Origin of the sequence: Lentzea atacamensis, from assembly GCF_003269295.1 — a bacterium.
GTDB lineage: Bacteria > Actinomycetota > Actinomycetes > Mycobacteriales > Pseudonocardiaceae > Lentzea > Lentzea atacamensis.
Map to the genome: position 1 here is coordinate 281,176 of NZ_QLTT01000008.1, position 19,309 is coordinate 300,484.

The following is a 19,309-nucleotide window of genomic DNA, read 5'->3' on the forward strand; positions in this document are numbered from 1 at the left end:
GCGGGAGGCCGAGATGTCCCAGGAACAGAAGCAGCGCCAGGGTGGTGGCGACGGCGACGACGGTGCCGAGGGCGCTGCCGGAGCGGGTCAGGAACGCCGCGAGAAGCTCGGCGAGGACGTGGACGCGATCCTCGACGAGATCGACGACGTGCTCGAGGAGAACGCGGAGGACTTCGTCCGCGCATACGTGCAAAAGGGTGGTCAGTAGGCCTTCGGGGGCCTGTTGACCATTTCGGGGACGGGAGAACAACCAACACATGGACCACAGCTCGACCGGGCGTTACCCGGCCGCGGCGCTGCCTCCGGCGTACCTGACGCCGGGCTCGTCGTCGTTCACGGACTTCTTGCGGGCGCAGGCACCCGAGATGCTGCCTGGCGCACGGAAGCTCCCGGAGGGGACCGTCCAGGCCCCGCACGGGACGACGATCGTCGCGGCCACCTACAAGGGTGGGGTCGTGATCGCCGGTGACCGGCGCGCGACGATGGGCAACGTCATCGCCCAGCGCGACATGAAGAAGGTCTTCGTGACCGACGACCACTCGGCTGTCGGCATCGCGGGCACGGCGGGCATCGCGATCGAGATCGTGCGGCTGTACACGGTCGAACTGCGGCACTACGAGAAGATCGAGGGCGTCTCGCTGTCGCTCGACGGCAAGGCGAACCGCCTCTCGGCGATGATCAGGGGCAACCTCGACGCGGCCATGGCCGGCCTCGCCGTGGTGCCCCTGTTCGCCGGGTACGACACCTCGGCCACGGACTCGGACCGCGCGGGCCGCATCGTGTCCTACGACGTCACCGGCGGCCGCTACGAGGAGTCGCAGGGCTACCAGGCCGTCGGCTCCGGCTCGCTGTTCGCGAAGTCGGCGCTCAAGAAGCTCTACGACCCGGACGCGGACGTCGACGCCGCCATCCGCTCGGTCATCGAGTCGCTGTACGACGCGGCCGACGACGACTCGGCGACGGGCGGCCCGGACCCGGTCCGCAAGCTCTACCCGGTCGTGGTCACGATCAACGGCCCCGACGGCGCCGTCGAGATCCCGGAGTCCCAGGTGGCCACGGTCGCCGACGCGGTCGTCGAAGGCCGCCGGTCCCGCCCTTCAGGCTGAGTCCCCATCAGGTTCGACGTCAGGAGCACCACCCATGACGATGCCGCTGTACGCATCGGCAGAGCAGGTGATGCGCGACCGCTCCGAGTACGCCCGCAAGGGCATCGCCAGGGGTCGCAGCGTCATCGTGCTGAAGTACGCGGACGGCATTCTGTTCGTCGCGGAGAACCCTTCCAGCACCCTGCACAAGGTCTCGGAGATCTACGACCGCATCGGCTTCGCCGCCGTCGGCCGCTACAGCGAGTTCGAGAACCTGCGCCAGGCGGGCATCCGGTTCGCCGACGTGCGCGGCTACCAGAACGACCCGCGTGACGTGACCTCCAGGTCTCTCGCGAACGTCTACGCGACCACCCTCGGCACCTACTTCACCGAGCAGATCAAGCCCTTCGAGGTGGAGATCTGCGTGGCCGAGGTCGGGGACACCGCCGACTCGGACACGTTGTACCGGTTGACGTACGACGGGTCCATTGTGGATGAGCCGCAGTACATCGTGATGGGTGGCACCGTGGACGCCGCCAACACCGCGCTGAAGGAGTCGTTCGCCGACGGGTTGTCGTTGGCGGAGGCTGTGCCGGTCGCGGTGAAGGCTCTGTCCGCCGGCTCGCCCTCCACCGGTAATGGCGGACCGGAGTTGCTGCCCGCCAACAAGCTGGAGATCGCGGTTCTGGAGAGGGCTCGGCCTCGGAGGGCGTTCCGGCGGATTGCCGGGGCGGCTTTGGCTCAGCTCCTGCCTGCGCCCACCAAGGGCGGGAAGCCTGTGGAGGACGTTCAGCTGCCTGGCTCGGAGGACGAGTCGAAGTAGGGTTTTGGTTGTTGCGATGGGCCCTCGGGGGTGTTCCCCCGGGGGCCTTTCGTTTGGGGCGCTTGGGGGTCGTAGGCGGTTGGGGTGCGTAGGCGCTTGGGCGCCAGAGGGGTCAGGTCAAGTCGACGAAAAGCGTGTCGACTTGACCTGACCCCTCTGGCGCGGCCAACGATCTGGCGCGACTCGTGACGGGACCACCGGCGTTGTGTTGGTGGGGCCTCGCCTTCGGGCTTCAGGCTGCGTAGGTGGCCAGCAGGGCTGCCAGTTCTCTCGGCTTGCTCAGCTGAGCGCAGTGGCCCGCGGCCAGCTCCACCGGTTCCACGCCCAGGCGGTCGGCCACCACTCGCCGCATGAACTCCGGCGTGAAGAAGCGGTCCTCTGTGCACAGGACGAAATGCGTTGGCACCGCTGGCATCGCGTCGAGTGGCCACGGCTTCGACATGGCGGTTTCCGACATGTCCCGTTCGCGCTTCTGGGACTCCTCCGCCAGGTGGGGCGGAACGTCGTGCCAGAACTGGTCTTCCAGGCCGCTGTCGGTGTAGCCGGTGTTGGTCCACCAGTCGCCGGGGGCCTCGCCCGGGCGCGGCAGCATCGCCGTCACCAGGACCAGGGCCGAGGCGTTGGTCTCCGCGGCCACCAGTGGAGCCACCAGGCCGCCGAACGAGTGGCCCACGACCACCACGTCCGAAGTGGACGGGAGGGCGTCGACCACGGTCGCCGCCCAGTCCGTCAGGTCCTTCGACTCGTCCTCGGTGGGGAGGTCCGGGGCGATCACGGTGTGGCCCTCGGCTTGCAGCGCCTCTGCTACCAGGTGCCATGACCAGCCCACATCGCCTGCGCCGTGCACTATCGCGAAGGTTGTCACGGGCGCAGCCTATTCGCGGCGCTCGATCGGCAGGCGGGAACGGGTGAAGAGGGCCGCGCCCAGCATTGCCACCGCTGGGACCACCAGCAGGGAGATGGCGATGTTGGGCCAGGGGATGGTCAGCGGGTTCAGGGCTGGTTGGGGCCAGATCTTGGTGTAGCCGACGTTCAGCGCGGCCAGGAGGGCGAGGGCTGAGCCCACGCCTGCCGCTGTGCCGAGGAGGCCGCCGGTGCCCGCGATCACGCCGGCTTGGCTCAGGGACAGGAGTTTGCGGAGGGTGGGGGTGGCGCCCACCGCCGCCAGCGTGGTGAGGTCCCGGCGGCCGTCGGCCGCGGCCAGACCGGTGGCAAGGGCGGCGGCTGCCAGGGTGATGATGCCGGCCACCAGGCCGAGGATGCCGAGGGCCTGCTGGACGTCGGACTCTGTCGGGCGGTCCACGTGCACCTCGTACTCGCCGCCCAGGGTTGCGGTCAGGGCGTCTTGTTCTGCCTCGGTGGGCATTCGGGTCGTGGTGGCGTACACGGTGGACGTCGAGACGTCGAAGCCCAGGGATCTGGCGGTTTCCTCGGTCATCATCGCGATGGGGGCGCGGTCGCGGTTCGGGGTGGCGTGGCCTGGGGCCGGGATGGTGGTGGCTCGGGTGCCGGTGGCGAGGAGGACCTTGTCGTCTGCCAGCAGGTTGGGGTCGTTCACGACGATTTTGCCTTCGCGGAGGGCGTTCTGGGCCGCGGCCACCTCGTCGGGGTGCAGGTGCAGGAGGGTCTTCGCGGCGTCTGGGGTGGCTACCGCCAGGAAGCCGTTCGGGCTGCTGAAGCTGCCGAAGTAGCGGTGGGTGCGGCCCACGCCGGTGCAGCGCTGGTCGGCCCGCGCCGACTGTTGTTCGGCCTCGGTGGGCTCGCGGTCCAGCACGTCCGGGGAGTAGGGGCATTCGCGGTCGACCGGTGGGCGGATGTGGGCGAAGCACGGGCCGCCGTCGCACGCCAGGAGCTTGATCTCGTGGGTTTCGGCGACCGGCATGGTGTTGCGGATGGCGGTGGCCACTGACGGCGGGATGGTGGTGGTGCTGGGCTTGGTGACGTCGTCCGGGCGGTAGACGGTCACGTCGCCCATGTTGCCCGCCAGCTGGGCTGCTTGTTGCTGGGACTGGGAGGTCAGGATGATGCTGACCGCCACCGCGCCGATCACCGCGGCCATGACCGCCGAGATGGCTGGGGCGGCGGCTGTGCGGTTGCGGGAGGCGTCGCGCAGGGCGATGCGGAGGGCCACCGGGAGCCAGCGGCCGGCTTTGGCCAGCAGGCCCAGGAGGGCCGGGGTGCAGAGGACCAGGCCCACCTCGGTGAGGATCAGGGCGATGAGGATGCCGACCACCTGCATCCCGATCGCGCTGACGACGCCCGTGGCCACGCCCGCGGCGATGAGGGTCAGGCCGAGGAACAGCCAGCGGCGCCGGGATCTGGTGATGCCCCTGCGGCCCGCGAGAGCGGTCACGACGTCCTGGCGGGAGGAGATCCAGGCCGGGACCAGGGCCGCCAGTACGCCGGTGACGATGGCGAGCAGGGCGAGGGCGGCGAGGGCGGAGGGGTAGAAGCGCTGGGCGCCGAAGCGTTCTGCCAGGAGCCATTCGATCAGCGGGCGGCTGGCCACGCCGGCCAGTACGCCCAGCAGCACGCCGCCCAGCGCCGCCAGCAGGCCCACGACCACGCCGTCGGCCACGACGATGCGGCGGACGTGGGACGGGGCGCCGCCCACCGCGGAGACGAGGGCCAGGTCGCGTTTGCGGCGGCGGGCGCCCACGGCCAGCGCCGAGCCGGCCAGGAGGGACATCTCGAGCACGGCCAAGCCCGCGACGAGGACGAGGACGTCCGCACTCAGCTCGTGGTCGTCGCGGAACTGCGGATAGAGGTCGGCGGTGGTGGGCGGGTGATGCAGGACGGTGCGGGACAGCACCGCGATGCCGAGTTTGTTGAGCTCCTTGACCTTTGCCCAGTCGATGGGCGTGGTGACCAGCCAGGAGCGGTCGGTTCCCGCGAAGGTGCCGGGCAGCGCCACCAGGGTGGTGTTGTCGAGGCGGTCGGGTTCTTCGATGACGCCCACGACGGTGAACACACGGCCGTCCTCGGTGGTGACGGTGCCGCCCAGCTGGGCGCCGGTGCGGGACATCGCCTTGCGGGACAACGTGATCTCGGTGCCGCTGGCCGCCGGGCGGCCTTCCAGCACCGTGATCAGGCCCTGGGTGAGCGGGTTTGCCAGGTCGAGCTGCCGGACGCCCGCCCGGCCGATGCCCGCTGTCGTGCGGAAGTTGACGCCCCCGCGTTCGACCGGCACGAGCTCGGTGCCGGAGAGCAGGGCTCTCAGGCGCTCTTCCGACGGCTCCTGGCCGTCCGCGTTGCCGATCGGGATGGCCTGATCCCTGGTCGGCTGCTGGATGACCGGGCCGCGGTGAGGCCAGCTGACCAGGGCTTCGGCGGCGCCCATGCGGCGGGACGACTCCTCGGCCGGAGTCAGCGTGGTCGAGTCGTGGACGGTCGCCGCGAACGAGAGTGCGGCGACGGGCACCAGGATCAGGGCCACGACCAGTGCGGTGCGGCCGCGGGACCTGCGGGCCTCGCGGCGGGCGATGCGCAGTGCTGCGCGCCATCCGGTCACGGGGTGCTCAGCAGTTCTTCTGGCTGGTCGCGCTGGGAGACGTCGACGACCACGCCGTCGCGCAGGAAGATCACGCGGTCGGCCCAGGCTGCGTGCCGGGCGTCGTGGGTGACGAGGACGGCGGCGGCTCCGGCGTCCACCTTGGAGCGCAGCAGGCGGAGCACCGCCTCGCCGGTGCGGGAGTCGAGGGCGCCGGTGGGCTCGTCGGCGAGCACGAGGCGGCGTTCGCCGATCAGGGCGCGGGCGATGGCGACGCGTTGCTGCTGGCCGCCGGACATCTCGTCGGGGAAGCGGTCGGCGTAGCCGTCGAGGTCCACTTCGGACAGTGCCTTCTCGGCCTGCTGGCGGGACTTGCGGACGCCGTCGAGGTCGAGGGGGAGTGCGACGTTCTCGGCCGCGGTGAGGCTCGCGATGAGGTTGAGGTCCTGGAAGACGTAGCCGATCCGCTTGCGTCGCCAGGCGGCGAGCTGCTTGCGGGAGAGGGACTGCAGGCTGGTGCCGTCGACGAGGACCTGGCCGCTGGTGGGACTGTCGAGGCCGCCCGCGAGGTTCAGCAGCGTCGACTTGCCGGAGCCGGACGGGCCCATGACCGCGACGAGCTCGCCGGGGCAGACGATGAGGGAGACGCCGTCGAGCGCTTTGACGGCGGTGCCGCCGGTGCCGTGGACGCGGTGGACGTCACGCAGTTCGAGGACGGTCATCTCGGCACCTCGACATCGGCGGGCTCGGGGACGGCCTGGGTCTCGTAGCGCACGAGGCTCGCCTCGCAGTGGTCGAGCCAGCGGAGCTCGGCCTCGGCCTGGAAGATCATCGCGTCGAGCACGAGCAGCCACGGCAGCTCGCCGGGCTGGGTCTTCAGGCGCGTGTACTCCTGCAGCGTGCGCATCGTGGCCGTCCGCTGGGTCATCACGACCTTGGCCACGTCGACGCCGGGGGTGGTGATCGCGAGGGCGAGTTTGATCGCCACCTCGTCGCGCGGGCGGTCGCCGCGTTTCACCGGCGAGGAGAACCACTTCCTGAGCTCGGCGCGGCCCTGCCCGGTGATCTCGTAGGGGCGCTGGCCATCGTTCTCCGGCAGCGCGACCACGAGATCGTCGCGCTCCAGGCGCGACAACGTCGTGTAGACCTGCCCGATGTTCAACGGCCACGTGCCGCCGGTGGCCGAGTCGAACGCCGCCCGCAGCTGGTAGCCGTACATGGGCCCGCGCTCCAGCAGCGCGAGCAGACCGTGTTTGACCGACATGCCTACCGAGTATGCATACCGAGTATGTTCCTGGCAAACGGTGATGACGAAACCCACGTGCGAGCGGGGCTGCGATCAGGAACCCTTGAAATTGCAACGACCGGCGGAAGCGTGTTTGGGGGAGACGTGGTCGGTGCAGTGCGGGGACGAACCGGGCGAGTGAACCTGTTGGGGGCGTCGAGCAGTCCTGCGGTGACGGGCGAGCGGCCGGTGGTCCGGGACTACGACTCGGCGGACGAGCCGTCGTGGCTGCGCTGTCGGGTGCTGGGGTTCCTCGCGACGAGCTACTACGACGACGTGTGGCAGGCCAAACGCCGGGCCGATCTGGAGCTCGTCGCGGTGGACGACGACGTGGTGGTCGGACTGCTCGACGTGTCGGTGCCCGGCGCGGAGGCGACCATCGACAACGTGGTGGTGCACCCCGATCATCAGGGGCGGGGGATCGCGACGGCCCTGCTCGCGGAAGCGTTGCGACGGCTGGAGCGGTGCGGCGTCACGACTCTCGACGCCTGGATCCGCGAGGACAAGCCCGCGCTGGAGTGGTACGCGCGCAACGGGTTCGTGGAGTCCTCGCGCTATCTGCACGTGCACGCGTCCGCCGACGAGGTCGGCACCGTGGTCATCGCGAGGCACGGGCTGACGGCGGCAGGAGCGTTCCTGCACGCCCGGATCGAGCGGGAAACCGAGATGCGGCAACGGTTCGAGCGTGTCCACGTGTGCCGCAGGATGGTGCGCTCGCTCTAGGCGCTGATGCCCGTGAGCTTCGGGATCGCGGCGCTGCGGCCGGCCAGCAACATCACCAGCGCCTCGATCGGGCCGCTGACCTCGGTGCCCTCGCCCGTCGACCAGTCGGCGTCGGTGGCGACGAGCCGGTGCCCGGCCAGCCTGCGGCGCGCGTGGAACGGGAAACCGATCTGCCACAGGTGGTCCGCGGCGACGATGGCGGCCTCGGCCGGCATGTGGCGTTCGATGCCGAGCGGCAGGGCCATGTCCTGCGTGTGCACCATGATGTCCATCAGGCAGTCCTTGAGCTTCTGTCCAGGCGCGAGCTTGTGCACCCCGACGCTGCCGCGCAGGTCCGCGACGATCTCGGCGGTCGGTCTGCGGGCCGAGCGGCGTGCGGTCTGGTCGATCATGCGGTTGAAGCTGCCTCTGGCTCTGGCGAAGTCGCGGATCGCGCCGCCGATGGTGGCGTGCGGCGCGAGCGTCAGGTGGGCGGCCACCTCGCGCACGGTCCAGCCCTCGCACAGCGACGGGTAGGTCCACTCCGCGTCCGACAGGCCGGCGAGCAGCTCCGCCGTCGCCGCGCGTTCGGAGTCGATCGTCTGCCAGATCTGGGTGGTGTCCACTGCGAACCTCCTCTTGATTTAGTTCGAGAGGCTGACTACTTTAATCAGAGTCTCTGACTAAAACAAGGGGAGTCTCCGGTGAACATCGGGTTGCTGCTCTACATCCCGTACCGGGAGCTGGAGAACCGGATCATGGCGGCGGTGACCGCGGCCGGCTACGACGTGACCCTCGCCCAGGCCCGTGTGCTGCAACGGATCGGCCCGGACGGCACGAGGCTGACCGAGCTCGCCGAGGCGGCCCAGGTGACCAAGCAGACCGCCGGGTTCCTGGTGGACCAGCTGGAGAAGGCCGGGTACGTGGAACGGGTGCCCGACCCGACCGACGGCAGGGCGCGGCTGGTCCGGATCACCGAGAAGGCTCAGGGCGCGCTCCCCGTCGCCGGCGAGGAGATGGCCAGGATCGAGGCGGAATGGGAACAGCACATCGGCAAGCGCCGCATGGGCCAGCTGCGCGAGGCGCTGGAGAAGCTGGTGGAGGTCACCGACCCGTACCGCTGAGCAGGGTGGTGCCGGTGGCGTTCCACGAGGCACCCGGACTGGCCGGTCACCTCGTGGAACGCGCCATGGCCCGTCAGGAAGCGAGCAGCTCCGACACGCGCGACCGGACCTCGGGGGAGTCGAGTCCGCGCACCATCACGGTGGTGCGGCGGCGCAGCACGTCGTCCACCTCGGACGCCCACTCGGTGCGGCGGGCGTGCTCGACCTGGGCCCAGATGTCCGGGCCGTCCGGGTGGACGCGCTCCAGCAGCGCCGGGTTCTCCAGGCCCAGGGCGACGACCTCGTGCGACGTCGTGCCGTAGTGGGTGGCGAGGTGACGCACGACGTCGTCGGGCAGCGCGTCCCAGGCGTGGCCGAGCACGGAACCGACGGTGTCGGGCTGGGCGGAGCCGGGCAGCGCCACGCCGTCGAGCGGGCCGTCGAAGGTGCGGCCGAGCTCGGCGTTCACCCTGGACAGGACGGTGGCGCCGATCTTGCGGAACGTCGTCCACTTGCCGCCGGCCACGCTGATCATGCCGCCGGAGCCCGCGGTGATCACGGTCTCGCGCTTGGCGTGCGAGGTGTCACCGGGGCCGCCGGGCAGCACCCGCAGGCCCGCGAACGTGTACGCGATGCGCGTACGGTCGAGGCCGGACACCGCGACACCCGCCTCGGACAGGATCTGGTCGACGTCGGCGTCCGTGCAGGCGACCTTGGCCGGGTCGTCCTCGTACGCCTCGTCGGTGGTACCGAGGAGGAGGTGGCCCTCCCACGGGATCGCGAACGACACGCGCACGTCGTCGACCGGGATCGTCAGCGCGGCCTTCCACTCCGACGAGGTTCGCAGCACCAGGTGCGACCCCTTCGACAACCGGATGGACGGGGCCGCCGACGCGTCTTCCATGCGCCGCAACACGTCCAGCCACGGGCCGGTGGCGTTCACGACGACGCGCGCGTCGACGCCGAACTCGCCCTGGGCGTCGCGCAGGTCGACGCCGGTCACCTTCCCGCCGGTCTTGCGCAGGCCCACGACCGAGATGTGGTTGAGCAGCACGGCACCGGCCTCGGCGGCGGCGCGGGCGGCGGTGATCGCCACACGGCTGTCGTTCATCTGGTGGTCGTAGTACATCGCGGCACCGCGCAAACCGTCGGCGCGCAGGTCAGGCACCCACTCAACAGCCCTGCGCGCCGACAGCACCTTCCCCATGCCGTCGCCGAAGCCCGACAGCGCGGAGTACAGCGTCACGCCCGCACCCAGCACGAAACGGCTGTGCGGGCCTCCCTTGTAGACGGGGACGAGGAACGGCAGCGGGCGCACCAGGTGCGGCGCCAGGCGGTCGCCCAGGGCCCGGCGTTCCTTGTGGTTCTCGTGCACCATCGGCACGGCCGACGGGCCCATCGCGAGGTAGCGCAGGCCGCCGTGGACGAGCTTCGACGAGGCGGACGAGGTGGCGCCCGCGAAGTCACCGCTCTCCACCAGCGCGACACGCAGACCCGAGCGGGCGGCCGCCCACGTCGTCGCGATGCCCAGGATGCCGCCGCCGATCACGACGACGTCGAACTTGCCGTGCTGGAGCTCTTCGCGGGCGCGTGCCCGCTGGGTCAGGCCAAGAGAAAGGTCAGTCATCGTCCTCGTCCATCCACCCGACGGTCCGCTCGACCGCCTTCTTCCACTTCCGGTAGCCCTTGTCGCGGGCGGCCGGTTCCATCGACGGCTCCCATTCGGCCGCCTTGTGCCAGTTCGCCTTCAACGCGGCCGTGTCCGGCCAGTAGCCGACCGCCAGACCGGCCGCGTACGCCGCGCCGAGACACGTCGTCTCCGCGACGATCGGGCGCACCACCGGCACGTCCAGCACGTCCGCCAGGAACTGCATGAGCAGGTTGTTGGCGGTCATGCCGCCGTCGACCCGCAGCGTCGTGAGGTCCACGCCGGAGTCGGCGTTCATCGCGTCCACGACCTCGCGCGTCTGCCACGCGGATGCCTCCAGCACGGCCCGTGCGAGGTGTCCGCGCGAGATGTAGCCCGTCAGGCCCGCGATCACGCCGCGCGCGTCACTTCGCCAGTGGGGTGCGAAAAGCCCGGAGAACGCGGGCACGAAGTACGCGCCGCCGTTGTCGTCGACCGTGCGGGCGAGCGTCTCGATCTCCGCCGCCGACGAGATCAGCCCGACCTTGTCGCGGAACCACTGCACCAGCGCGCCCGTCACCGCGATCGCGCCCTCCAGCGCGTAGGCGGCGGGCTCGTCGCCGATCTTGTAGCCGACGGTGGTGAGGAGCCCGTTGCGCGACCGAACGGGCTGGTCGCCGGTGTTGATCAGCAGGAACGCGCCCGTGCCGTACGTGCACTTGCCTTCGCCGGGTGCGAAACAGGTCTGGCCGAACAGGGCGGCCTGCTGGTCGCCGAGCGCGGACGCGACGGGCACGCCCTCGTAGCTGCCGTAGACCTCGGAGGAGGACCGGATCTGGGGGAGCATCGCGAGCGGGACGTCCATCGCGGACACCAGCTCGGGATCCCAGTCCAGGGTCTCGAGGTTCATCAGCATGGTGCGCGACGCGTTCGTCACATCGGTGACGTGGCGTCCGGTCAGGTTCCAGATGAGCCAGGTGTCCATGGTGCCGAACAGGACCTCGCCGCGGCCGGCCCGTTCGCGCAGGCCCTCGACGTTGTCCAGCAGCCACCGCACCTTCGGGCCGGAGAAGTAGGTCGCGAGCGGCAGCCCGGAGCGTTCGCGGAAGCGGTCCTGGTCGCCGAGCTGCTTGATCACCGCGTCCGTGCGCGTGTCCTGCCAGACGATCGCGTTGTGCACGGGCTCGCCGGTCTCGCGGTCCCAGACCACCGTCGTCTCGCGCTGGTTCGTGATGCCGAACGCGGCGATGTCGGCGTGCGTCAGGGATGCCTGGGCGAGGGCGTCGCGAACGACGGCCTGGACGTTCGTCCAGATCTCGGTCGCGTCGTGCTCCACCCAGCCCGGCCTGGGGAAGATCTGCCGGTGCTCGCGCTGGGCGACCGACACGATCCCGCCTGACTGGTCGAACACGATGCACCGGGACGACGTCGTGCCCTGGTCGATCGCCGCGATGTAGCTCACCGGTAAGCACCTCTCTGTGCCATTCGACATTGTCGAACGGTTTCACCCTACTACCAGGAGAGGCCGCCGAGCTCCCTCGAAACGCTGCGAGCTGCCTCACGTACGTAGGACACGAGTTCGAGGCGCGGCGGCTGATCGGGTGACTCGCACAGCCGCTCGACCGGTCCGGAGATGCCGACCGCGCCGACGACCACGCCGCGCCTGTCCCGGATGGGGGCGGCGATCGACGCCTCGCCCTCGACGAGTTCGTGCAGGTCGTAGGCCCAGTCGCGCTCGCGGACGTCGTCCAGCGCCGTGCTCAGGTCCAAGCCGGTGAGGGTGTGGCGGGTGTAGCGCTGCAGCTCGCCGTCCGGCCACTCGCCGAACGCGACCAGCACCTTGCCGAGCGCGGTGGCGTGCCACGGCAGCAGTGCGCCGGTGTCGACCGTCTGCCGGCTGTTGTCCGGCCGGAACACGTGGTGCACCACGAGCACGTGCTTGCCGTGCATCACGCCGATGCGCACCGCCTCGCGCGCACGCATCGCCAGCGTGTCCGACCAGTTCAGCGCCTTGGCGCGCAGCTCGTTGCCGTCGAGGTAGCTCGTGCCGATCTGGAACAGGGCGGCGCCCAGGCGGTACTTGCCACCCTCGACGTCCTGCTCGACGAACCCGACCTCCTGCAGCGTCCGCAGGATGCCGTGCACCGTCGGCTTGGCCAGGTCCAGCGCGCGGGAGATCTCGCCGACGCTCAGCTGGTGCGCGCCGCCGTGCGCGAGCAGCTTGAGAACCTCCGCCGCGCGCTGAATGGACTGAATGGGTCCGGGCACGGCACGCACTCTAGCTGCGCACGTTCGACAATGTCGAACAGCTACGGCCGATAGATCCCCAGAGCTGCCGACCGTGAACGGAACTTGAAGTGGTTGCCCCTCTCGCGCACCTCACCGTCGGTCGCGATCGAGATCGGCGGGCCGTGGACCTCGACGTTCAACGAGGCGACCTCGAAGTGCTCGTACATGCGCGAGTGCTCCAGGGCCCCGAACAGAGCGCCCAGGAAGAACCTCGTCCGCGAGTACCTCCGGTCCGCACGGACGTACCGCACGTCGAGCAGCCCGTCGTCCAGCCGGGGGCGCATGGTGGGCGCGAAACCCTTCGGCCGGTACGGACCGTTGCCCACGAACAGCAGCCACACGAGGTGCTTGTCGCCGTCGATGGTGATGTCCAGCGGCTTGGCGCGCTGCAGCACGCGGAAGAGCGCCAGCACCGCGGCCGGCCACTTGCCCCAGCGCTTCTCCAGCTTCTCCCGGATCCGCACCATGTCCGGATAGCCACCGAGCGACGCCGTGTTCACGAACCACTGCCCGTTGACCTGCGCCAGATCGACCCGCACGCCCACACCGTCCGCCACCGCCTGAGCCGTGTCGTGCAGCCCCTGAATGCCCACGTCACGCGCGAAGTGGTTCAACGTGCCGGACGGGATGAGCACGAGCGGGAGGTCGCGCTCGGCTGCGATGGCGGCCACGGCGGCCACGGTGCCATCACCACCGGCCACACCCAGCGCCTTCGCGTCCGGCAGCGAGCCGAGCTCCTCGATCGGCACGATCTGCGCCTTCGGCCACTCCTCCGCGATGCGCGGTGACGGGTCCGGCCCGATCCCGGAGTGCGGGTTCACCACGACGACCAGCCCGTCGCCGTCCTGCAGCGACGTCAGGTCGGCGTGCTCGTAGGCCGACGCGGGCTCGTTCACCCCGAGCGGCCACCACCGGCGAGTGAGCAGCGCGGCCCCCGCACCCACCGCCGCACCGGCCGCGACATCGGTCGGCCAATGCACGCCCGTGTGGACGCGTGAATAGGCCACGGCGGCCGCGAGCGGCGCGATCACCGCACCCGCTTTGGGCGATTCCATGGCCACCGCCGTGGCGAAAGCGGCGGCTGACGCGGAGTGACCGGACGGAAACGACGACGACGTCGGCCGGCGTGACAACCGGCGTTCCACCGCGAGCAGATCAGCGGCGGGTCTGCGTCGCGGAAAAAGGGACTTGCCGATCAGGTTCGCGCTGGCAGACGCCCCGGCAATGGCCGCGAGCCCCCTCAGCGCACCCCGCCGGAACGGGCCTTTCCCAGTTGCCAGAACGGCCGCGACGACGAACCACAACAGGCTGTGGTTCGCGGCGCGGGAAAGCCGCTTGAAACCCCGGTCGAGCCTGCTCGGAGGCAGTCTCGCTGAGGAGCTCATGAGCTTCTTGTCGAGAGCGCTGACCCGTTTCCACACCCCACCGACACTAAACCGCAACCGGCGCGCCGCCCGAACGGATCACCCTGGTGCGGCCGGAAGTCGCCTACTGTTGAGGTATGCAGCGGCGGATCTTCGGCATTGAGACAGAGTTCGGGGTGACCTGCACCTTCCACGGGCAGCGGCGTCTCTCCCCGGACGAGGTCGCGCGGTACTTGTTCCGCCGGGTCGTGTCGTGGGGGCGTTCCTCGAACGTCTTCCTGCGCAACGGTTCTCGGCTCTACCTGGACGTCGGCTCACACCCGGAGTACGCCACGGCCGAGTGCGACGACCTGGCCCAGCTCGTCACCCACGACAAGGCCGGCGAGCGGATCCTCGAAGACCTGCTCGTCGACGCCGAGCGCAGGCTGGCCGACGAGGGCATCGGCGGCGACATCTTCCTGTTCAAGAACAACACGGACTCCGCGGGCAACTCCTACGGCTGCCACGAGAACTACCTGGTCGCCAGGGCCGGCGAGTTCTCCCGCATCGCGGACGTGCTGCTGCCGTTCCTGGTCACCCGCCAGCTGATCTGCGGCGCGGGCAAGGTCCTGCAGACCCCGCGCGGCGCCGTGTACTGCCTCTCGCAGCGCGCCGAGCACATCTGGGAGGGCGTGTCGTCCGCGACCACCCGTTCCCGCCCGATCATCAACACCCGCGACGAGCCGCACGCCGACGCCGAGCGCTACCGGCGCCTGCACGTCATCGTCGGCGACTCGAACATGTCCGAGGTGACGACGCTGCTCAAGGTGGGCAGCGCGAACCTGGTGCTCGAGATGATCGAGCAGGGCGTCCAGTTCCGCGACTTCTCGCTGGACAACCCGATCCGCGCCATCCGCGAGATCTCCCACGACCTGACCGGCCGCCGCACGGTCCGCCTCGCGGGCGGCAAGGAAGCCTCCGCGCTCGACATCCAGCGCGAGTACTACGAGAAGGCCGTCGAGCACACGGCCAAGCGCTCGCCGGACCCGATGGCGCAGCGCGTGATCGAGCTGTGGGGCCGCACCCTCGACGCCGTCGAGGCTCAGGACCTCACGAAGATCGACCGCGAGATCGACTGGGCCATCAAGAACCGCCTGATGGAGCGGTACATGGCCAAGCACAACATGGACCTGTCCAACCCGCGCATCGCCCAGCTCGACCTCGCCTACCACGACATCCGCCGCGGCCGTGGTGTGTTCGACCTGCTGCAGCGCAAGGGCCAGGTCGAGCGCGTGACCGACGACGGCGAGATCGAGGCCGCCAAGGACACCCCGCCGCAGACCACCCGCGCGAAGCTGCGTGGCGACTTCATCGCCGCAGCGCAGGCCGCCGGGCGTGACTTCACCGTGGACTGGGTGCATCTGAAGCTGAACGACCAGGCGCAGCGCACGGTGCTGTGCAAGGACCCGTTCCGGGCGGTGGACGAGCGCGTGGAAAGGCTCATCTCGTCGCTCTGATCAGGCGTGATCGACAGCGGCGGGTCCATTCGGGCCCGCCGCTGTCGTCTGTCGCTGACCGCGATGCCGAGCGGCACGCCGCCCGTCAGCAGCGTCACGCCGAACGGAGGGTAGGAAGCGATCACCGTCTGGACCAGAGTGGCCGCATGAGGATCATCGCGGCGGCGCTCGCCGCTTTCCTGGTTCTCCCTGGGGTCGCTTCCGCTGAAGCGCCGTACTGGGAGCTGAAACCGACCGGATCCGACGCCCGCCTGCGTGGGTTGTCCGCAGTGTCAGGTCAGGTCGCGTGGGTCAGCGGCTCAAAAGGCACTGTCCTGCGCACGGTGAACGGTGGCCGGTCGTGGGAGTCCGTCGGGCCGCCCGGCACGGAGGCGCTCGAGTTCCGCGACATCGAGGCGTTCGACGCGCGCAACGCCGTGGCGCTGTCGATCGGTGAAGGTGAGTCGTCCCGGATCTACCGCACGTCCGATGGCGGAAAGACCTGGCAGGAGTCGTTCCGCAACACCGACCCGAAGGCGTTCTACGACTGCGTGGCGTTCTTCGACCGGTTCCGCGGGCTGGCGCTGAGCGACCCGGTCGACGGCAAGTTCCGCGTCCTCAGGACGTGGGACGGCGGGCGTTCGTGGCACGTCAACGACACCAAGGGCATGCCTGACGCGTTGCCGGGGGAGTTCGCGTTCGCGGCGTCCGGGCAGTGCGTGACGACGGCGGGCAACCACGCGTGGATCGCGACCGGCGGCGGCGCGAAGGCACGGGTGCTGGAGTCGCGGGACGGCGGGCGGTCGTGGGAGGCGGCGGAGGTGCCGTTGCCCAGTGGTGCGGCGGCCGGGGTGTTCGCGGTGGCGTTCAAGACGCCGTGGCGGGGTGTGGCGATCGGCGGCGACTACCTGAAGCCGACTGATCCGACGCCCGCGTTCGCGACCAAGGACCGGCGGGGCTGGAAGGCGGGAGCCACGGCACCGATCGGGTACCGGTCCGGCATCGCCTACCGCGGCAACGGGCTGGTGGCGGTCGGGCCGTCGGGCACCGACGTGAGCAAGGACGGCAGGACCTGGAAGGTGGCCGGCACCGGCAGCTTCGACACCGTCGACTGTGTCGGACTCACGTGCTGGGCGGCGGGCGAGAAGGGGCGCGTCGGCAGGAACTGACTGGTTTCCGGGCGCGGGGGACCGGGGTAGTTCTAGCGCGTGTTCGAGGGATTCTCGTTGCGCCGCATCGACGTCGGCGAGGCCGTGCTGCGGGTGAGGACCGGTGGGGCAGGGCCACCGGTCCTCCTCCTGCACGGCCACCCTCGGACTCATACGACGTGGCACCGCGTCGCGCCGTTGCTCGCCACGGACCACACGGTGGTGTGCCCGGATCTGCGCGGCTACGGCGAGTCCAGCAAGCCAGGCGACTACTCGAAACGGGCCATGGCGCGTGACTTCGTGAACCTGATGAGCTCGCTGGGCCACGAGCGGTTCGCCGTCGTCGGGCACGACCGGGGTGCGGCCGCGGCGATCCGGCTCGCGCTCGACCACCCCGGCCGGGTCACGAAGCTCGCCGTGCTCGACGGGTTGCCCATCGGGGCGCACCTGCGGCGGTGCGACGCCCGGTTCGCGCAGGCCTGGTACCACTGGTTCTTCCTGGCGCAGCAGGAGCTCGCCGCCGCGATGATCAACCAGGATCCCGACCTCTTCTACGGCGGGCGGTACCACGACACGCCGCTCGCGATGGGCGTGGAGAACTGGGTGGACTTCCAGCGCGCCATCCACGACCCCGAGACGGTGCTCGCGATGTGCGGTGACTATCGCGCCGGGCTGGAGGTCGATCGCCAGCACGACGACGAGGACCACGCGCGCGGCCGCAAGATCGCGTGTCCTGTGCTGGCGTTGTGGTCGGCGAAGGACGACCTCGGAGACCTCTACGAGAATCTTGAGGACGTGTGGGCCGAGTGGGCCGATGACGTGCAGGTACGTGCCATCGACTGTGGACATCACATGGCCGAGGAAGCGCCCGTGGAGCTGGTACGGGAGTTGCGCGCGCTGCTCTGAACGGACCGTTCACAACAGGTGATGTCAGGGTTTCAAACCACACGGGGTTAGGGTTTGTCCGTGGCCATCGCACGCGCCGAACGCCTTGTCAACCTGGTGCTGTGCCTGCTGTCGACCCGCCAGTACCTGACAGCGGAGCGCATCCGCGCCATCGTCCCGGGCTATCACGAGGCTCCGACGGACGAGGCGTTCTTCCGCATGTTCGAACGCGACAAGTCCGAACTGCGCGACCTCGGCGTGCCGCTGGAGACAGGCAGGCAGTCCAACGTCGAGGGCGCGGAGGACGGGTACCGCATCGCGCGGCGCGACTACGAGCTCGGCGACATCGACCTCGAACCCGACGAGGCGGCCGCCGTGGCGCTGGCCGCCCGGCTCTGGGACTCACCGCAGCTCACGGGCGCGGTGCACGGCGCGTTGATCAAGCTGAGGGCCGCCGGCGTGGACGTCGACCAGGACGCGCCGGCCGCCGTCGAGCCCAAGGTCAGGGCGAACGAGCCCGCGTTCCCGCCGCTGCTGCAGGCGGTCCAGGCGGGGCAGGTCGTGACGTTCGGGTACCGCAAGCCGCCGCCGGGCGGGCAGAAGGAACGAACGGTCGAGCCGTGGGGCGTGGTCGCGTGGCGCGGCAAGTGGTACCTCGTCGGCTGGGACCGCGATCGTGACGACACGCGCTGCTTCCGGCTGTCCCGTGTCGTCGGTCAGGTGCGCACGGTCGGCAAGCCCGGCGTCGTGAAGGTGCCGGAGGGAACCGACCTGATGAGCCTCATCGCGCGCACGGAGGCCGATCCGCACCACACGGCGCCCGCCAAGATCTGGGTCGCCAAGGGCCGGGCTCTGGGGGTGCGCAGGCACGCCAAGATCATCGAGGAACGCGACGGCGGCGACATCGTCGAGATCGACCTGAAGTTCCCCGACTCGGCGGCGAAGTGGCTCGCCGGGTTCGGGCCCGACGTCGTGGTGCTGGAGCCCGAGGTGCTGGCGAAGTCGGTTCGCGACCGCCTGCAGGGTGCACTGGAAGGAGCGCGGTGACCGCGTCGAACGAACGGCTGCCGCGTCTGCTCGCACTCGTGCCGTACCTGCTCAACCGGCCCGCCATCACGATCAAGGAGGCCGCCGCCGACTTCGGCATCACGCCCAAGCAGCTGCGCAAGGACCTCGAGCTGCTGTGGATGTGCGGCCTGCCCGGCTACGGCCCCGGCGACCTCATCGACCTGTCCTTCGAGGGCGAGACGATCACGGTCTCGTTCGACGCGGGCATGAACCGGCCGCTGCGGCTCACCGCGGCCGAGGCGTCGTCGCTGCTCGTGGCGCTGCGGGCGCTGTCGGACACGCCGGGTGTGGTCGACACGGACGCGGTGCAGCGGGCACTGGCCAAGATCGAGTCGGCGGTCGGCAAGGCGCAGCCTGCGGGCATGGTCGTCGGGCTGGGTGCCTTCGAGCGCGAGGAGACCACGGAGATCCGAGCGGCCGTGCAGGACGCCGTGAAGCGCGAACGGGCCGTGCGCATCCGCTACTACTCGCAGTCGCACGACGCGATGAGCGATCGAATCGTCGATCCGATGCGCCTGCTGCTGGTCGAAGGGCGCGGTTACCTCGAAGCATGGTGCCGTTCCGCGCTCGGCGTGCGGTTGTTCCGGCTCGACCGGATCGACGACGTGGAGGTGCTAGACGAGCCCTCGTCGCCTCCGCCGCACGCACGGCTGACGGATACGTCGGAGGGGTTGTTCCAGCCGCGGGACGATCAGAAGATCGCGGTCCTTCTGCTCGAACCGGACGCGCACTGGGTGGCCGAGTACTACCCCGTTGACCACGCCGCGGAGCTCTCCGACGGCCGCACGCGTGTTCTCATGCGCTACGACGACTCGTCCTGGATGGTCCGCCTGCTCCTCGGACTCGGCGGTGACGTGCACGTGGAGCAGCCGGCCGAGCTGGCGGAGGAGGTTGTTCGCCGCGCGGAGGAAGCATTGCGCCGGGCAGATCACCTGTTGTCCACCCAGGACGTATAACGTGTGCTC

Annotated in this window: 19 protein-coding genes; 10 read left to right on the forward strand and 9 right to left on the reverse strand. The window is 70.1% G+C overall.

All coding sequences use genetic code 11. The features are described from left to right. Window positions 1-13: 13 nt before the first annotated feature. The 3 genes from C8D87_RS32455 to prcA are packed head-to-tail and all read left to right on the forward strand — an operon-like array spanning window position 14 to window position 1,908. Window positions 14-208 (forward strand): ubiquitin-like protein Pup, encoded by a 195-nt coding sequence (locus C8D87_RS32455; RefSeq protein ID WP_109640227.1) that lies wholly within the window; start codon window positions 14-16, stop codon window positions 206-208. Window positions 209-257: 49 nt separating this feature from the next. Then, window positions 258-1,106 carry a proteasome subunit beta gene (prcB, locus tag C8D87_RS32460; RefSeq protein ID WP_109640226.1) on the forward strand — a complete coding sequence of 283 codons (849 nt, stop codon included), beginning with the start codon at window positions 258-260 and terminating at the stop codon, window positions 1,104-1,106. Window positions 1,107-1,140: 34 nt separating this feature from the next. Beyond that, entirely contained in the window at window positions 1,141-1,908 is a 768-nt protein-coding gene (gene prcA / locus C8D87_RS32465) for a proteasome subunit alpha (RefSeq protein WP_112229536.1), read from the forward strand. A 232-nt stretch (window positions 1,909-2,140) separates the two neighbouring features. Here the strand turns inward: prcA and C8D87_RS32470 are convergent, their stop codons facing one another. From C8D87_RS32470 to C8D87_RS32485, 4 genes are read right to left on the reverse strand one after another with little or no spacing between them, the layout of a single operon-like run. Continuing rightward, window positions 2,141-2,773 (reverse strand): alpha/beta fold hydrolase, encoded by a 633-nt coding sequence (locus C8D87_RS32470; RefSeq protein WP_112229537.1) that lies wholly within the window; start codon window positions 2,771-2,773, stop codon window positions 2,141-2,143. 9 nt (window positions 2,774-2,782) lie between these two features. Continuing rightward, window positions 2,783-5,419, reverse strand: a complete 2,637-nt coding sequence (locus C8D87_RS32475) for an FtsX-like permease family protein (protein ID WP_112229538.1) — start codon at window positions 5,417-5,419, stop codon at window positions 2,783-2,785. Continuing rightward, window positions 5,416-6,120 (reverse strand): ABC transporter ATP-binding protein, encoded by a 705-nt coding sequence (locus tag C8D87_RS32480; protein ID WP_109640222.1) that lies wholly within the window; start codon window positions 6,118-6,120, stop codon window positions 5,416-5,418. The genes C8D87_RS32475 and C8D87_RS32480 overlap by 4 nt, the downstream gene beginning before the upstream one ends. After that, on the reverse strand, window positions 6,117-6,662 hold the full coding sequence (locus C8D87_RS32485) for a PadR family transcriptional regulator (RefSeq protein ID WP_112229539.1): 546 nt from the start codon (window positions 6,660-6,662) through the stop codon (window positions 6,117-6,119). Before C8D87_RS32485 ends, C8D87_RS32480 begins: the two co-directional genes overlap by 4 nt. A 192-nt stretch (window positions 6,663-6,854) precedes the next feature. Here C8D87_RS32485 and C8D87_RS32490 point away from each other — a divergent pair, with 192 nt between their 5' ends. Then, on the forward strand, window positions 6,855-7,406 hold the full coding sequence (locus tag C8D87_RS32490) for a GNAT family N-acetyltransferase (RefSeq protein WP_215732553.1): 552 nt from the start codon (window positions 6,855-6,857) through the stop codon (window positions 7,404-7,406). On the opposite strand, the gene C8D87_RS32495 is transcribed toward C8D87_RS32490, so the two are convergent. After that, the gene (locus C8D87_RS32495) at window positions 7,403-8,011 is read right to left on the reverse strand and encodes a maleylpyruvate isomerase family mycothiol-dependent enzyme (protein ID WP_112229541.1); all 609 of its coding nucleotides are present in this window, start codon (window positions 8,009-8,011) and stop codon (window positions 7,403-7,405) included. The two genes, C8D87_RS32490 and C8D87_RS32495, sit on opposite strands and share 4 nt — an antisense overlap. Window positions 8,012-8,089: 78 nt before the next feature. On the opposite strand from C8D87_RS32495, the gene C8D87_RS32500 reads away from it, so the two are divergent. Then, window positions 8,090-8,509, forward strand: coding sequence for a MarR family winged helix-turn-helix transcriptional regulator (locus C8D87_RS32500; RefSeq protein WP_112229542.1), 420 nt, complete (start codon window positions 8,090-8,092; stop codon window positions 8,507-8,509). A gap of 73 nt (window positions 8,510-8,582) precedes the next feature. On the opposite strand, the gene C8D87_RS32505 is transcribed toward C8D87_RS32500, so the two are convergent. The 4 genes from C8D87_RS32505 to C8D87_RS32520 are packed head-to-tail and all read right to left on the reverse strand — an operon-like array spanning window position 8,583 to window position 13,789. Beyond that, window positions 8,583-10,115: a glycerol-3-phosphate dehydrogenase/oxidase gene (locus C8D87_RS32505; protein ID WP_112229543.1), complete on the reverse strand. Its 1,533-nt coding sequence runs from the start codon at window positions 10,113-10,115 to the stop codon at window positions 8,583-8,585. Beyond that, window positions 10,108-11,577, reverse strand: coding sequence for a glycerol kinase GlpK (glpK, locus tag C8D87_RS32510; protein WP_325049738.1), 1,470 nt, complete (start codon window positions 11,575-11,577; stop codon window positions 10,108-10,110). Before glpK ends, C8D87_RS32505 begins: the two co-directional genes overlap by 8 nt. 50 nt (window positions 11,578-11,627) lie before the next feature. Then, complete coding sequence (locus tag C8D87_RS32515; protein ID WP_109640215.1) at window positions 11,628-12,383, reverse strand: IclR family transcriptional regulator; 756 nt, start codon at window positions 12,381-12,383, stop codon at window positions 11,628-11,630. A gap of 41 nt (window positions 12,384-12,424) precedes the next feature. Beyond that, window positions 12,425-13,789: a bifunctional phosphatase PAP2/diacylglycerol kinase family protein gene (locus C8D87_RS32520; RefSeq protein ID WP_112229650.1), complete on the reverse strand. Its 1,365-nt coding sequence runs from the start codon at window positions 13,787-13,789 to the stop codon at window positions 12,425-12,427. Between the two features lie 116 nt (window positions 13,790-13,905). On the opposite strand from C8D87_RS32520, the gene pafA reads away from it, so the two are divergent. From pafA to C8D87_RS32545, 5 genes are all read left to right on the forward strand, one after another. After that, entirely contained in the window at window positions 13,906-15,264 is a 1,359-nt protein-coding gene (gene pafA / locus C8D87_RS32525; RefSeq protein ID WP_109640214.1) for a Pup--protein ligase, read from the forward strand. 146 nt (window positions 15,265-15,410) lie between these two features. Next, window positions 15,411-16,412 (forward strand): WD40/YVTN/BNR-like repeat-containing protein, encoded by a 1,002-nt coding sequence (locus C8D87_RS32530; RefSeq protein WP_112229545.1) that lies wholly within the window; start codon window positions 15,411-15,413, stop codon window positions 16,410-16,412. A 39-nt stretch (window positions 16,413-16,451) separates the two neighbouring features. Continuing rightward, entirely contained in the window at window positions 16,452-17,297 is an 846-nt protein-coding gene (locus C8D87_RS32535; protein WP_109640212.1) for an alpha/beta fold hydrolase, read from the forward strand. A gap of 60 nt (window positions 17,298-17,357) precedes the next feature. Beyond that, entirely contained in the window at window positions 17,358-18,323 is a 966-nt protein-coding gene (locus C8D87_RS32540) for a helix-turn-helix transcriptional regulator (RefSeq protein WP_109640375.1), read from the forward strand. Further along, window positions 18,320-19,300, forward strand: coding sequence for a helix-turn-helix transcriptional regulator (locus C8D87_RS32545; protein WP_112229546.1), 981 nt, complete (start codon window positions 18,320-18,322; stop codon window positions 19,298-19,300). Before C8D87_RS32540 ends, C8D87_RS32545 begins: the two co-directional genes overlap by 4 nt. The last annotated feature ends 9 nt before the right edge of the window (window positions 19,301-19,309 follow it).

Bases quoted from the DNA above. Each gene is read 5' to 3' on its own strand.
- C8D87_RS32480 (WP_109640222.1), bottom strand. From the start codon at position 6,120: ATGACCGTCCTCGAACTGCGTGACGTCCACCGCGTCCACGGCACCGGC.
- C8D87_RS32520 (WP_112229650.1), bottom strand. From the start codon at position 13,789: ATGAGCTCCTCAGCGAGACTGCCTCCGAGCAGGCTCGACCGGGGTTTC.
- pafA (WP_109640214.1), top strand. From the start codon at position 13,906: ATGCAGCGGCGGATCTTCGGCATTGAGACAGAGTTCGGGGTGACCTGC.
- prcA (WP_112229536.1), top strand. From the start codon at position 1,141: ATGACGATGCCGCTGTACGCATCGGCAGAGCAGGTGATGCGCGACCGC.
- prcB (WP_109640226.1), top strand. From the start codon at position 258: ATGGACCACAGCTCGACCGGGCGTTACCCGGCCGCGGCGCTGCCTCCG.
- C8D87_RS32505 (WP_112229543.1), bottom strand. From the start codon at position 10,115: ATGACTGACCTTTCTCTTGGCCTGACCCAGCGGGCACGCGCCCGCGAA.
- C8D87_RS32455 (WP_109640227.1), top strand. From the start codon at position 14: ATGTCCCAGGAACAGAAGCAGCGCCAGGGTGGTGGCGACGGCGACGAC.
- C8D87_RS32485 (WP_112229539.1), bottom strand. From the start codon at position 6,662: ATGTCGGTCAAACACGGTCTGCTCGCGCTGCTGGAGCGCGGGCCCATG.
- C8D87_RS32530 (WP_112229545.1), top strand. From the start codon at position 15,411: ATGAGGATCATCGCGGCGGCGCTCGCCGCTTTCCTGGTTCTCCCTGGG.